This is a genomic window from Pseudoneobacillus rhizolycopersici (assembly GCF_054786815.1).
The window spans coordinates 311905-328187 of the sequence record NZ_JBTOOE010000001.1; the positions used below are offsets into that span (position 1 = coordinate 311905).

Annotated in this window: 7 protein-coding genes; all 7 read right to left on the minus strand. The window is 36.9% G+C overall.

Annotated elements, in window-relative coordinates:
- Window positions 1–214 precede the first annotated feature (214 nt).
- The 7 genes from ACX9YW_RS01630 to ccpN all read right to left on the minus strand — a co-directional run bounded on the left by ACX9YW_RS01630 (window position 215) and on the right by ccpN (window position 16282).
- Window positions 215–4048, minus strand: a complete 3834-nt coding sequence (locus ACX9YW_RS01630) for a hypothetical protein (protein ID WP_460340776.1) — start codon at window positions 4046–4048, stop codon at window positions 215–217.
- Entirely contained in the window at window positions 4045–6213 is a 2169-nt protein-coding gene (locus ACX9YW_RS01635; protein WP_460340779.1) for a hypothetical protein, read from the minus strand. Before ACX9YW_RS01635 ends, ACX9YW_RS01630 begins: the two co-directional genes overlap by 4 nt.
- A gap of 4 nt (window positions 6214–6217) precedes the next feature.
- Entirely contained in the window at window positions 6218–9592 is a 3375-nt protein-coding gene (locus tag ACX9YW_RS01640; RefSeq protein WP_460341266.1) for a tubulin-like doman-containing protein, read from the minus strand.
- Between the two features lie 25 nt (window positions 9593–9617).
- Window positions 9618–11840 carry a vWA domain-containing protein gene (locus ACX9YW_RS01645; protein WP_460340781.1) on the minus strand — a complete coding sequence of 741 codons (2223 nt, stop codon included), beginning with the start codon at window positions 11838–11840 and terminating at the stop codon, window positions 9618–9620.
- A gap of 275 nt (window positions 11841–12115) precedes the next feature.
- Window positions 12116–14788 (minus strand): pyruvate, phosphate dikinase, encoded by a 2673-nt coding sequence (ppdK, locus tag ACX9YW_RS01650; RefSeq protein WP_460340783.1) that lies wholly within the window; start codon window positions 14786–14788, stop codon window positions 12116–12118.
- 3 nt (window positions 14789–14791) lie between these two features.
- Window positions 14792–15604, minus strand: a complete 813-nt coding sequence (locus ACX9YW_RS01655) for a pyruvate, water dikinase regulatory protein (protein WP_460340785.1) — start codon at window positions 15602–15604, stop codon at window positions 14792–14794.
- Window positions 15605–15628: 24 nt separating this feature from the next.
- On the minus strand, window positions 15629–16282 hold the full coding sequence (gene ccpN, locus ACX9YW_RS01660) for a transcriptional regulator CcpN (RefSeq protein WP_460341269.1): 654 nt from the start codon (window positions 16280–16282) through the stop codon (window positions 15629–15631).
- Window position 16283: the final 1 nt, after the last annotated feature.

Sequence of the window (16283 nt, forward strand, 5' to 3'; positions counted from 1 at the left end):
CACAGCATCTAGAATCATGCAAGAAATGGGATTGACTTTTTGTAGGAAATCTAATGAGGTCAATAGTTTTAAGAGTCTTTTAAGATGGATTTCGACATTTTGGCAATAACAAAATATTTATTTTTTTATCGACATAGATTAAAAACTTGTCGAAAGTCCTAATTCGTATGATTCCTAATAAAATTCGAAAAATAAAAAACTAGGATAAAATATCCTAGTTTCGTAGTGGAACTAGCTTCCGTTGAAACAACTCAAACGGCGTCATTCCTCGAGGGTATTCCTTTAATCTCTCTAGTATTTCACGATACCCTCTTCCATACTTATCCTCCCGTGCCAAGATACTTTCTTTTAGTTTCTTCGCATAGCGGAGTTCACCGATCGTTTCTAAGTAGAAAATTTCCGTCCAGACCGCATGACCTTCTAGTTGCTCCAAAGTAAATTGGTTTAAATCAAGATGCTCATATTGCCAAATATGCGTTAATTCGTGGGCAAGTGTCCCTAGAGTCTGCGATTTTGGTGCTCCGTTTTCAATTAATATTGTAAATTGATTGTCACTTGAACGGATTGCCTTTCCAATAATTCTCGGGTCAAATTCGGATGTAGGAATAAATGGATGATCCTGAATATCTCTACTAGACAATAGTTTCACATAAATATCTTGTCGAATATTAAGTTTCAAGTGAAACAGAAAATGATCCCTAACCTCGTCGTATAGTGGTTCCAGTTCATTTACCGAATTTACTGCGGTTATCCGACAATGATAACAACGGTCACGGCCATCGTCTAAGCTTTCTTTTTCGGCAATAGGCAATGGTTCACCACAAAAATCACAGATGGCTGTTTCCAGAACTGGTTCGTCTTTCAACACCTGAACAAGCATATTTGTTTTTCTTAACTCCTTTAACTCATTCTTCGGTGTTAAGTCATTCAATAGGTCGAAGGCGCCATCTATATCAAACACATCTGGCAAATGTGATTCACCTAAGTAAAAAAATGGTTTATATCCTTCCTTCATCTGTTCCAGCGCCCAATCTAAATAGTCGGCAATAATTTCGAAAATATGCTCTAAATTTTCCGAAATACTTTCTACTAAGCCCATGTGAATCGGTGAATCTTCGATGATATATAAATAGATTTCTTCTTCTGAATTATGAAAATCAATATTTGTCAATTGAGGCATGTAAAGGGCCATTCGTTCCATAAAAGGAGTATCTGGGAAAAATTTGTCCGATAACACAGTTGTAATTGCCAAGTAAGAATAAGTAGATGGGAATAGTGTCGGGATACATTCATTTAACAGATGAGCCAAGGTAAAAGCAAGCTTCTCTGAATTTGCAAATTTCTTAAAAGATGCCGATATTTTTATCAATAAGACATTTCCTAGTGGATATTGTCTTTGGACATCTCTTTTGGCTTCTTCGGTAAACGCGGTAAACTGTGTTGTTGAATCCATTAAATTTATTCCGTCGGAAAAAGTAAAATATCCATTTGTTTGAACCTTTACTTCTTGACTTAAAATACATTTCTTTATCTCATATTCATCAAAATGAATAGGTATCGTATTATTTACACTTAACTTCATATTTTTTGTTCCTGAAACCTGGTATTGTCTACTTTGTCGGTAGGTAATATCGCCGTTAGGCGATTCAAATCTTACCTCAACATGTCCTAAAAGCGGATCAATTTTAGTAATTTGGTACAATTGACCGTTAATCGCATGATATTGTCCAACTAAATAATGATGTGAGACATACCCTGCCAACATTTGACCAAGAATTTCCCCTGTAGTTGTTCTAATATCTAAGAAACGGAATAAATCAGGAACTAGCTGTTGTTTTACTTTCGGTGGTAAAAAATATTTTGTCATTTTGACAAAGGCTTGGCTATTTTTATCAAAAATCTCCTCAGACTTTATTCTTAATTGGTGCATAAAATCTAAATCTAAATGAAGGATATTATGGAAAAAGTTATTTAACGCTTCTACTAAGGTATCCTCGGAATAACCGTAAGGATGAATTTCCTTTCTAATATCTTCTTCACTGATAAAGTCAGTGCTAAGTCTTTCCAATAAAAGATAGGCTTTTCTCCAAACCGTATTTGCTACACGAGTCGCGAGTGGCGAAAACTTGCGGCTATCTTCTAAAAAGTGGTCAATATTATTAGCAAAATAATCTCTTAGTAGATAACTAGGAGAAACAACATGGACAAAAGTTTTTTTCCTTCCGACAGAATACCATTGCTTAAGGGCTTCAATTAAGTTAAAGTGCTGATCTCTAATGAGAATAATGCGAAAATCCCCAACTGGAACACAAAAATCTTGATAAAATACAGACATATTCCGCTCCAAAATAGCAAACTGGTTTTCTTTGATTCCATATTTTTTTAGGTGAATCGGTTGGTCGATGAGCTCTGCAAGGCACTCCTCAGTTGTCGTTTGATTCTGGACCGCAAAATGGATCGCTTCTACACCAAATTTAATAGCAGGTAAAGCTAAAATAACTTCCGAGTCAAGGCGTCTGTGTACCATTTTACTTAAAATTTTACTTTGAAATGATTCTTTTCCTTCCATTTTCCATATTAAATAATAGAGCTTTTCAGCTTTTCGTATGGAACCTAGTCTGTCTTTTGGTACAGAAATAAGAAATTCTCGAACCGAATGCTCCAAGTCTTTTTGCCATTGGGAAAACACCAAATATTGAGGCCGCTTTTTCATATTTTGTTCTAATCTATTTTGGCATACATTAAGCAAAAGCCCATATTTAGCTAGTGTTTTATCCGCTTCTAAAAAGATTACTCCTTCTGTATAGCCTGTGTCTTGGTAAATTTCCAAAAATAAATAGAAGGATTGATTTAATAAATAGTTGGGTGAGACAACTAAAATATCGGCATCCATATTTTGCTCAAAGGCGTCCGAAAAAAGTGAAACTGACCATACAAAATCAAGTCCAGTGACTTTTTCAATCCCTTCTTGGAACCATCTAACGGCTTCTTTAGCAGAATTTTGATCATTCGTGATAACGAGTAGCTTTTTATTTTTCGCAAGTAGCCCGTAGATAGCCGAAAAGAAATATGGTGCAAGTTCTTGAAAATTCGGATCTTCAACCAATACATCTTTCTCTTCCAGAATATCGGTAGCCAGTTGTGCATAATTCCCATTGATATCAAGTCCGTTTCGTTTTAGCCTTTCACAAAGATGATTGACCCTCCTTTGGATATTTTGATCCTCAGAAAGGGTTTGATAGTTAAATTCCAAGGGTTCAACCTTCTCTTCACTTATAGAAGCCGCTAAAATTCGTTCTGGCCAAAGACGCTTGTATTCCTCGAACAAAGCATCGTAATGAGTTGAATGAACGGATATAACATCTTCTCCAGATAATTTCTTTGATTTCGCGTTCAGTAATTCCCCTCCAAGAAACCAGGTTAATTCAGCAAGAAGGATAAATGATAAGATAGGATACCTTGGAAATAAATTAATAATAGCTGGTTCAAAATGAAAAAAAACGATTCCAATAAAGCATAATACAATGACGAATGCACCAATACTAGAAAACCCAAAAAGCGTTCTTGCAAACACCCACTCAGGGATTAATTTAATACCTTGAGCAGTATTCTCGTACGCAATAAAAACGGATTTATCTTTCTTCAAAACCTCATTAACCCATTTTCGGGGTAAAAGAATCGCTAATCTTTGCCACAAAGAATGAGAAACGCCCACTTTCACTTGGGATCGTTTTTTCTTTAAAAATTGTTGTATAATGAGCACATTTTTCCATACCACTTTTGTTAATACAAAGACCATTAAGAATAATAAATTTAATACAATAATCGAATAGTCTTCTAGAATCGGAAAGTAACTGTACACAAAGGCGGTTAAATCATGCAAAAATTTATCCTCGATATTTAACACGACAATCATAAAAATAACAGCATAAATTGGCAGCCAAACTTGTTGATACCGTTTTGTTTTGGAGATATTTGAAACTTTTTGACTACTGATTAACACGAAAAATACGACAATAGTTAGTATAAATAGGTTTAAATTCGTCATACTGAATACACCTTATCCTGGATAAAGCGGATTTTTTCAATCGGATTTAACGACCTGATTTGAATTTCATCACGAGAATTTTCGACATAAACATCGATTGAATGACCGTTACCAAATACTTCGAACTGGCATTCCAACGGAGAGTAAATAGGATTTTGATAGACATTTTTCTCTACATCAAAGAATGTTTGAAAAAAGGAGATTCCTTTCTCCTTGTCATCATAATTTGTTTCCATTTCTAATGAATCCAGCAACTGCCTTAATAAAGTTAGATGGTGAATAATTTCACCTTGATGCCAACGATAAAGGACATTTTTTTCTTTTTGTTGTACTGCTTTTATCTCGATTTCTTGAAATTGTTTTCGTATCCGAAATAACTTGTAGATGGCATTTAAATAATCATTATATTCTGCATGCGTTAAATTTTGATCATCTGCAAGTTCCTTTTGAACCAAAAGCGCTTCCTCCACAATCGAATTGATTGGCTTTAATAATGATCTATAGGTAAAATAGCAAATCAAACTGACCATTGCGATTAAAAATCCTGGGAATACAACAATTAGTAGTAGATTAACATTTTGCATCTCTAGTTGACTTTCCGTCGATAAATAAGGAATGAGGAGGCTCATAAAAGCAATTATCCAAGAAATAATTAAGATATTTTGTGTCGGTAAGGCTTTAACAAGTGTTTCCATTTTTCTACTAAAAGTAGGAAGCGCCTGAGTCCAATGCAAACGTGAACTTGATAAAGAAGGAGCAATCTCATCTATATCCGCTTGGAGCTGATGCTTTTTAGTTTGCAATGCAAGTGAATAATCTTTGATATTTACTAATTCCTCCAAGTAATGATCGTGTTTTTGTCTTTTTGTAAAGCTTAATATTTTTACACCTTCTTTTGCTGATTGTAAGCTGATTTCCTCACGGTTTTTTAAACTTGATTCTATATATTCTAAAAATCGCTTCCAATCCTGCAAAAAGACTCTTCGGCTTTTAAACTGAAACACCGGTTTCTCAATTACTATCTCCTCAAGTGGTTTAGTGGTATAAGGAAGCGAGTTAATTTCGGCAAATTTGTTTGTCATATAATGTTCCTGACCTAAATTTCGGTTATCTATTTTCTCTTTCGCCATTTGTAGGCAAACATAGTAATTAGAATACATTTGTTTGAACTCTTCTTCCCTTAAAACAACTTCTACTTCAAAAAATAATCCGTTACGAACCCTGTCAATTACCTCTGGTTTTATGCAAATAGCGTTAAGTAGAAAAACATATTCCAGTAGTGAGTGGGTTTTTTGAAATGGTGAAACTTCAGAAACCGATTTACGGATGAATAAAAAGTCACCGATAACGGAGGAGATACCAATATTTTCTTGAATAATGGTTTTTAAGAGATTTGATGGTAAAAAGGTATTGAGATGATAAGAAAATGGTGGTGTACACAATTCTCCTAGCTGTTGGCAAAACTCTTCATAGATTGTTTCAAGGATTTCACAGGAATGTAGTTCATAATAGAAATCATCCCTAATTAAATGATTTCGGATAGCAATCTCTTTCTTTTCACGAATTAGATTCAAAAGCAATTCTTCAACATTAGTCCTTCGCTTGCTTAAATCTGCAAGAAATCTTTCGGAAGGTTTATCCATAATTCCCGCGTCTTTAAGATTCACTTTTTCACCCCATACCAAATCAATGGAGAGAATTTCATTATCTAAAAAGGCATTACCAAAGCTCCCTCTATGATTTAATGGGTGTTTTATATATCCATAAATATCCATTTGCCACTGGTAATGATTTTTTATAATAATAGGTGAGTAATCAGCGTTTCTTTTTAAACCATCCAAGGTTAACAGGATTTTTCTTTGCGGCTCAATTCCCTTTTTGGTCAATCGATTAAGAAATTTTTCTTTAATAAATTGAAGCTCCCGCGTTAAACTATTTGGATTTTCTTTGTTTTGTTCATGGTTATTTAATAGGATGAGTTGCCAATGCTCTAACCGATTAAACAAAATAAAAGATACAACTTGTTTATACACCTGATCCCAATCTTCATAATTGAAAGATTCAATAAATACTAGTTGTTTAGAGGCCAGCACCTTGTAGAATAAAGGTTCTACAAGATGCCATTCCCGTGGTTTTGAATTTAAATGAATGACGATTGAATGCATCCATCTAGCTCCTAACTTTTTGGGCTTCCTTTAAAATTTCCACCCTATTTTTAATTAAGTTTTCCCATTTTTTGTATTGAACACTGTCTGGGTTCGATGACATCCTCATGGCGGACCCCATCCATAATCCATAAATAAAATTCGCCGCCTCTTCCCTAGCCTTAATCGTTCGATGCGGTCCGAATATCGTTTCAAAATATTGACCAATTTCATCAAGAAGGCATAAGCGAACTTTGTCACCGTCCTCTAGTAAATCGGCATTACCTAAATCTTCTTCTTCGTAAAGGAAGACTACATCCAAAATATTATTCATTTTATCCTTTGATATTTTTTGAACCACCTGGCAGCCGTTGATGAATCGATGTTTCATGATGTCAGGTTCATTTTTTCGATCTTTTTCCCGTTGATCAATAAAACGGTCTAAAATTTCTTCATAGATAACCGGATTATGCGGCATGGCTTGATGTAAGGAATAGATTTCCTCTGATATAGCCATCCCTGATTTCATCACGAGGCGGTCACCTTGAACCCCATAATAATGGTAGTTTTTTCGACCTTCGTCAGAAACAAGCTGAAGCCATTCATAAATAATTCCGATTAGAAAGGCTTGATCTGCCTTTTTATTTTCCAGCTTTGCTTGCGATTTATTTAAATCAGGCATAAAAGCGGGTACATGCCAACGTTTATCAAGATGTGGAGTGACTGTTGCTTCACCACGGTTTAGTTTATCGATTCTTTTGCGGTAGGCCTCATAATAAACTCCCGGAGAACGTTGATGATTCTCGGAAGTTTCACCGTCAGAGAACTTTGAAAAATTCTCAACCAATAGGCCATAATGGGCTCTGTAACATATTACTTCATATTTTGAAAAGGCAGGGTCTGCCACCTCTTTACTCTTGAATAGTTCTTGCTTCATTGTTTCACTCAGCTTCTTAAGACCGTCTGTATGGATTCCCCAAAACTTTAATTCCCGATGATGTTGAATTAGTGGAATATAAGGACTAGAAAGATTTTCAAGAACACTAAGTCTTTCTTCCAAATATTTTTCTGGTTGAATATTAAGAAATCGTGCTTCCTTGCGTATTGCCTGAATTACATCTAAGTCAAGTTGGTCATTTTTTCTTATTTTAAGCTCTTCCACACAGTAATTTAAAACATATTTTCGGTAAAACTCTTCGACTTTTATTTCATCATAAAGGCCATGTTGGTAGGTAGCATTTTGTCTATCGATAAACTGCCGATAATGACTCAAATAAATTTCCTTACAAATACTAACCGGCAACAAATCATTACTAATATCACCTCGGATTTGCTCCCAAACCTTATCTTGAAGCTCTTTTGTAGCTAAAATATACTCCTTTGTCGGGTCATTTGTTTCCTCATACATGACTGCCCTTTGAGTAAGCTCTGCTTCAAGGCTATTTCTAGTTTCAACCAAATTCTCAAAAAAACGTTCCCAATCCTTAATCATACCTTGGATTGCTGTATTAATAGCCGTAAAAACATTTTGCAACAGCATCGTTTCCTTGTATCTATTAAGGGTCGCCAACTGCCTTCCAGATTTTTGCTTGTATTCTTTTATAAAATCCCTTAAATCGTTTTTCCGGATCCATTTTCCGAAAAAACTTTGATTTAGAGCATGCTCTACCCGCTTACCTGCATCAATTGTCATATCGGAATCACCGATATGATATGCCTTATCATATTTCTCAATTTGTATTTTCAATCGGTGATTTTCGTCTCGATAAAATTTTAATTGTTCATTTAAACTGCGGTGTACTTTATACAAAAGGTAACGAACAGCAATTGGATGCACCGGTTCCGGTTTTTGTAAAAACCATGTATTTAATCGATAGTCTTGAATACCACTGCTTTCCTTTTCATAATCTGGATCAATTACTTGGTGGGTGATAAAGGTTTGATACTCATAAACTTTTTTATTAATTTGGTCCCAATAAAATTTAAGTGCCCCTTCGACTCGATTAATTTCCTTCTTAATCTGGTCTTTTATCGCTAGCTTCCCATCATCCACTTGACAATGATTATAGGAAAATGACTCTAATTCTGGATCAGATTTAAGAACTTGGATGACCTTTTCCTCTACTGCCTTAACAAATAATTCAGACTTAAGCTCACCACGTTTACCTTTATCCAGTTCCTGCCTTATTTGAAGATTAATTTGTTTAAAGAAAGGGTTTGGTTGCTCGTCATTTAGCAATTGGTCAAAATTAAACGTAAAGCGTTCTCCGCGATCTAATTTTTCACGATTAATTCCTTTACGCAAGTCAAGTTCATACTTCCGCCTTTCCTCCTCATAAATTTTATCTAAGATTAACCATGAATCATCAAGACCTGATACCGACCACTTTAGGGCATTGTAATAGACAATATCTTCGTATGGGTATGATAACGAAGCTGCACCAGCCCCACAATATCTTCCCCTTCCCTCTGAATTAATTAGCTCAAGAATTTGATTATCTTCCTGGGAAAAATGCTGAGTAGAAAGTGGACTGAATAATTGTAAATAGATTGTCCGCGACACTTGATCAATATAATCCGAAACACTATTTAGGTGTTCACCTTTCAGGTTTTCATAGTCATATAGAAAACAAAAGTCATAAGGTAGTTGTTTGTCTGTGATAGCATGGGTCGTTCTGCCGGCAAGATCGATTTGATGTGGGCGATATTCCAACTCTATCGTGACATCTTGATTATTTTTCAACTGACCAGAAGCTGCAAGAGTGATGGCATTTAACTCCTTCAAACTGGCATATCCATTTGCTTGAACTGATTCCCATTCTCTAATATCTAATGTATTACTTCTTACTAAAATATCAGGTAGTAAAAATGCTCCACGTATTAGTACACTGGAATGCCCGAACTTTCGCTCCAGCATCTCTCTTAAATTCATGGCAACCTGGAGAAATATGCCGGACCCGGTTCCTCCAACTAAAGAACTGACAATGATAACACGGATTCCAGAGGTAAACTCATCACGTTGAACCGGAAAAATATTTTCAATCGACTCCCATAACGAATTTAATTTACGGTCTGCCATCGCTGCCTGAAAGGCTAATCGAGATACTGCCCGAATTTGCCCTGCTCCTTCAGTCATCGTTTTCTTTTTTAGTTGCGGATTTTGGGGGAACCATGCTAGCGCTGATTCATTTTGATGAAGATACTCCCCAACTGATTTATTGGTACTCGTTTGTGTGGCATGATCCTTTAAATGCTTCAGTTTTTTAATACTATTCATATCCGTATCAAAAACATGAATTGCCACCCGCTTACGACTTTCCAGTGGGATATCCCCATAAATTTTATTAACTATCTGACTGCCAATTCCACCAAGTCCAATTAGAATCGTTGGTACATTCATACTCACTAATTATCCCTCCGTCAGTTTAACTGGTTCTTAATGTATATATCTCAATACTTGAGTGGTCTTCGATTTTTAACTCATCGTTACTGTACAACGTTTTATCTGATTTTCCTCCATCATCACCAAGCTCCACACCCGCCACAATCATTGATTCATTCTGAGATTTTCTTGGTAGACAGATTTGATCTGGATAATTGGTTGCTTCGAAAAGAATTCCTTGTATGGATTTTCTTTCGGGCCTATAAGGAATGACCCACCTCTCAAAGAAATTAGTTTTGAAATTTTCCGTACTTAGTTGGCCATGTTGAACTTTTTGTCCACCCACAACCAAATAGCGCTCATAATTCATCGAAATACGATCACTTGCAAATCTTGGCTTTCGGATTACTCCAAAAATCCAAATTGCGGTTAACGAAATAAGAATTAAGGCAAATAAATAAGAGGTGTACCGTATATACCATGGTACGTCCTTAATATAAATGTCAAAGTCAAGTGCAGCATGTTCAGAAGGATTCTGTCCTGTTAAAGCGACATTGACAGGAATTTTTCCCGTTGATGTACTTAACATAGTCCCTTTCTTTCCCGGCTTGATTAATATATGATTGTTTTTTTGTGATATTTTATAGTTGATTCTATGACCATCTGACTTTGCTGTTACATTTGTAAATAGTTCTTCTAACTCCTGATTAGTCATTTCCTTTCCATTCACTAATGGAATGACCTCAATCGGTTTACCTCTCTCTAATTCGTCTAATTTCATATTCCATTGTGTTTGATCCACTTTTTTCAGTTCTAATTTCCTATAAGGGAGCCCCTGAAATTGAATCGATTTTTCTTTCTGATATAGCCCTTCAATTTGAACCTTTACTGTTGCCTTAATTTCATCATTTTCAATTAATTCAAATGGTGCGGAGAAAGTTTTTTTCTTATTGTCCCAGGTTAATAGCAATTTTCTGCCAGCTACTGTAGTCTTTATTTTAAAAATATCTTTATCGACCTTATCTAACGGAATTGGCTTTTTTGATTCACTCTGGACCATCTCTACATCAAGGACCATGTTACTACCGGCATAAAAGTTTGATTCGTCAGCGGTAATGGACCCATCTGAATTCACCTTGTTGACCTTTATCATAAAATCAACAGCTGGCTCCGCCAAAAAACGGAGATTCATTTTTTGTTCAGCGGTAAGATTTGAAGCGAAATGGACCTCGTATTCACCTTCTTTTATGACCTCCCCGCCTTTTCCTTGTTTAATATGGTAAATAGATCCATTTATATCTGGTGATAACCCGTTTAGGTCTGTTGGCGATTGAATGACGAATGGTCCTTCCAGTTCCGGTTGTTGTCTTTTTCCATTAAAGATGACATCACTAAATTCTATTGTCTGCCTTTTTTCCCTCGTCTGATGGAGAATAGTGATTCTCCGCAACGGTAGGGGGGATTTCAACTTAACTCTGTTTTCTTGAAATCTCGCATTCAGGTTAAATAGTTTCGTTTCATCAGGATCGCGGTTCGTGATTAATGCCGCCACTTGATTAATACTATCAACAATCTTTGTCTCACTGTCACTCTCGATGACCGTACCGTTTGTAGTTGTTTGCCACAATTGCTTAAAATCGCTCATGATTTCTTTATGTTGAATCGATAGGTTTGATTCAATCGTGACTAGGGCACTTTTAAACGGGATATCTTTAACTTTCATATTATTTGTTAGCTCATTTAGTCTTGTTTCCGTTTGCCTCCTGGTTTTGGCTACTGTTTCTGCTGTATTGGTTTTAATTTCAGGGTCCAATTCTGCAAACACTCCATCCGTTAGAACTATCAGCCAATATTCTGCCTGTGGATGTTTTTTTGAACTATTATTTATTTGATCAATGGCTGAATAGATGGTTCGAATGGGGGTACCCTTTTTACCCTCCCAAGTTCGAATGATGTTCATTTGACTTTGTCTTTGTGATTCTTCTAAACTAATAGTTTTTAATTCTGTTGGGTCGCTCATTGGAATGACATTTAATTCATCATTGGAATCAAGAAGGCCTACTAAGCTTTGTAGTGCGTAATTTGCATATTTCCAGTTGTCAATCGGCTTGTTAGCCGCGGTCCACATACTACCCGAGTCATCATAAATTAGGGTGACAATGCGACGTTTAGGGAGCGAATCATTACTGAAGGCTTTAGATGGAATAAGAGGTAGTAAGAGTAAGAAAGAAATGATGATGTAAGCTGTTTTTTGTAAATAACTCATCTCTTAACTCCTTTATTTAGGCTTCTGTACCATTTTATTCAACATATACAAGCGGTATTTGTTTTATTTATATAAAAATTACTTTTTTTGTCACTTGCATGTAAGGATAGGAGTTGGCTACTTTATCAATTTTATGTAAAAGGTGGTCAATCATTCTTAAAATTACAAGGTTGACTCCCCATTCATTTACTCATCTCAATCTTAAAAATTTAGTCAAACAAAAAAACATGGTCGTTCCACCACAACTGAACGACCATGTTTTATCATTTCCCTATTTATTTTACTTCCGATAGATTCCTAGATTCCGCCTTCTCGAAGCGAATGGTTGCTTGTGCTGCCGCTAATCTCGCTAGTGGTACACGGTATGGTGAGCAGCTTACATAATCTAAGCCAGTTCGATAGCAGAATTCGATTGAGCTCTTTTCACCACCATGCTCTCCGCAAATACCTGTTTTCAACTCAGGCTTGGTCGCACGACCCAATTTCACACCCATATCAACGAGCTTTCCAACACCTTCTTGGTCAAGCACTGCAAATGGGTTTTCTGGTAGGACTTTATTTTCAATATATGTTTGTAAAAACTTTCCTTCCGCATCGTCTCGGCTATAACCAAATGTTGTTTGGGTTAAGTCATTTGTTCCAAATGAGAAGAAATCAGCTTCTTCTGCAATTTGATCAGCCGTTAACGCGGCACGTGGAATTTCAATCATTGTACCAATGAGATAATCAAAATCCTTACCGGTTTCTTCCTTCACCTTAACCGCTGCATCAATAACGAGCTTGCGCATCTCCTTTAGCTCGGTCACATGACCTACCAGCGGAATCATAATTTCCGGTTTCACAACAACACCTTTATCCCATAATTTTGCTACTGCATAGAAAATCGCTTTCGCTTGCATTTCGTAAATTTCTGGGTGAATCATTCCTAGACGGCAACCTCGATGCCCTAACATTGGATTCATCTCGTCTAATTGACGAACTTTTTTCAATAGCAACTCTTTTTCTCTTAATTCTTTCGAATCAGGATGTAAGATTTGTAGCTTTGTAACCTCAACTAGAAGATCCTCTTTATTCGGTAAAAACTCATGTAGCGGTGGGTCCAGCAAGCGAATCGTGACCGGGAAGCCTTGCATTGCTTCAAAAATCCCTTCAAAATCACCTTGCTGCATTGGTAATAACTTTGTTAATGCTGCGGATCGCTCTTCGTAACTTTCTGCTAAAATCATACTTTGTACAATTGGAATCCTTTTTAAGTCCATAAACATGTGCTCAGTGCGGCATAATCCAATCCCTGCAGCGCCAAATTCAAACGCCTTCTTAGCATCTTCTGGATTATCAGCATTGGCACGAACTCCTAATCTGCGCTCTTGGTCTGCCCATGCCAATAATAGCTGAAATTCATCTGATAACTCCGGTTCAATCATCGGAATTTCTCCAAGCATAATTTCGCCTGTCGCTCCATCAATCGTCATGACATCTCCATAATTAACAATCGTATCGCCGACAGTAAATTGCTTGCCTTTTAAATCAATTTTCAACACTTCACAGCCACAAATACATGCCTTTCCCATACCGCGTGCTACAACCGCTGCATGACTTGTCATTCCACCACGACTTGTCACAACCGCCTGTGCAGCCACAATTCCATGAATGTCATCCGGGGTTGTTTCAGGACGAACTAAAATAACCTTTTTACCATCATTCGTAAGGCTTTCCGCTTCATCTGCATCAAACACAACTATTCCCGTTGCCGCACCAGGTGAGGCTGGCAAACCTTTTGCCAAAATTTTTCGTTCGAAACGATCATCAATCCGACGGTGTAGAAGTTGATTTAGTTGATCTGGGTCAACACGTAACAAAGCTGTTTTTTTATCAATAATGCCTTCTTTAACCATTTCAACAGCAATTCGAATAGCTGCCTGTGCTGTACGTTTTCCTGTTCTTGTTTGTAAAATAAACAACTGGCCACGTTCCACAGTGAATTCAATATCTTGCATTTCTTGATAATGCATTTCTAAGCGCTTGCTTGTTTGAACAAATTGCTCATAAACATCCGGCATTTCATCCTTTAAGGTTCGAATTGGCTGCGGTGTACGAATACCGGCCACAACGTCCTCACCCTGTGCATTAATTAAATACTCCCCGTATAACACATGCTCACCAGTCGACGGATTGCGTGTGAAAGCCACACCTGTACCTGAATCATTTCCCATGTTTCCAAACACCATGCTTTGGATGTTTACAGCTGTTCCTAAGTGGTCAGGAATTTTATTTAAACGTCGATAGACAATCGCACGTTGATTGTTCCATGAATTAAACACAGCATTTATGGCTAAGAACAATTGCTCTTTCGGATCCTGTGGAAAATCCTTACGCGTATGTTTTTTAACTATCTCTTTATAGCCCTTAATAACTTCTTGCCAGTCTAGTGCGGACATTTCTGGATCAGATGTATAACCTCTATGTTCTCTAACCTCTTCCAGATATTGCTCAAAGAAGAAAACATTAATATCTAATACGACATTACAAAACATTTGAATAAAACGTCGATAGGAATCATAGGCAAATCGAGGATTGTTTGTTAAAGTGGCCATTCCTTCAACTGTTTCATCATTCATCCCAAGATTTAACACCGTATCCATCATTCCCGGCATCGAAAATACTGACCCGGAACGTACTGATACTAACAAAGGATTTTCTGGATTACCAAATTGTTTACCTGTTTTCGATTCTAATGTAGAAAGAGCTTCTAACACTTGGGCAGTCACTTCAGCAGGAATTTGTTTCCCTGCCTCATAATAAGCATTACAAGCTTCTGTGGAGATCGTAAAACCGAATGGAACCGGCAAGCCTATATTGGTCATTTCCGCTAAATTGGCGCCCTTTCCACCTAAAATGTCTTTCATCCCGCTATGACCTTCGTTAAATAGATAAACAAATTTACTCATGGTTTAGCTCCTCTCACTTTTTAGGTAATCCATTATTAGATTTGCAGTTTCTTCTATGGCTTTGTTGGAAACGTTTATAATAGGACAGCCCACTCGTTTCATGATTTTTTCTGCGTAATCCAGCTCTTCAAGTATCCGTTCAAAGCTTGCATAATTGGCTTGGGATGTTAAACCTAGCGCTTTTAAACGTTCCTTGCGAATATCGTTTAATTTATCAGGAGAGATGATTAGGCCAACACATTTATTTCTAGGTACTTCAAATAGTTCATCAGGAGCCGGAACCTCAGGCACAAGTGGTACGTTAGCAACCTTAAGTCGCTTATGAGCTAAATACATTGAAAGTGGTGTTTTAGAAGTTCGTGAAACACCAATTAAAACGATATCTGCTCTAGGAATTCCCCGCGGATCGCGGCCATCATCATACTTTACAGCAAACTCAATTGCTTCAATTTTTCGGAAATACTCTTCATCCAGCTTGCGCATCATTCCTGGTTGATGATTAGGCTGCTTGTTAAACTTTTTGGCAAAAGCATCCATTAATGGGTTCATTAAATCAACCGCAACTATCCCTTCCTCCTTTGCACGGTTATCAAGATATTCTTTTAGGCCCGAAATAACAATGGTATAGGCAATAATCGAATTTGATTTTTTGGCTAGTAAAAGTACATCCTCAATATCTTCGAAGTCTTCAACGTAAGAACTTCGGCGAATATCTACAAACCCCCCGTTAAACTGACTTGAAACCGCTTTTACAACGAACTCAGCTGTTTCCCCTACCGAATCAGATACAACGTAAACAACCTCTTTTTGGCTCAAAATCGTACTCACTTCCTATTTTCGTTATCGTTCAATCATTTCTAGAAATGCTTTTGTAATAGTCGTTTTAGTGATTCTTCCAATTACTTCATATGTATCTTCATCAGAATCTGTAACGACTTCACGGACAACTGGCAACGAATCTATCCGATTTTGGATTAATTTTTTGGCTGCGTTTAATAAGGTATCTTCTTGCTTAATCGTGACGATATTAGGCATTCGTGTCATGATTACGCTAACTGGCAGGTCCTCCAAATTTTTGTTTCCGATTGCAGCTCGGAGTAAATCTTTCCGCGAAATGACCCCTGCCAAATGCCCCTTCTCATCTACAGCATATAAGGTTCCAACATCCTCAAGGAAAATTTGTACAATCCCGTCATATACAGAAGCCGATTTTTGAATGACAATTGGATGGGCCTTGTAATCTTTAACAATTTGATTAGTAAACTTTGTCACTTGCATACTAATTTCAGTATCTTCATTTAAAAAATAGCCAACCCGGGGACGTGCTTCTAAATTACCTGACATAGTCAAAATAGTAAGATCTGGTCTTAATGTTGCCCGAGTTAGTGACAATTTCTTTGCAATATCCTTTCCTGTGATCGGTCCCTCTTCTTTCACAATTTCAAGGATTTCTTCTTGGCGTTTTGTCAGTTTAATAGGAATCACCACCTTAATC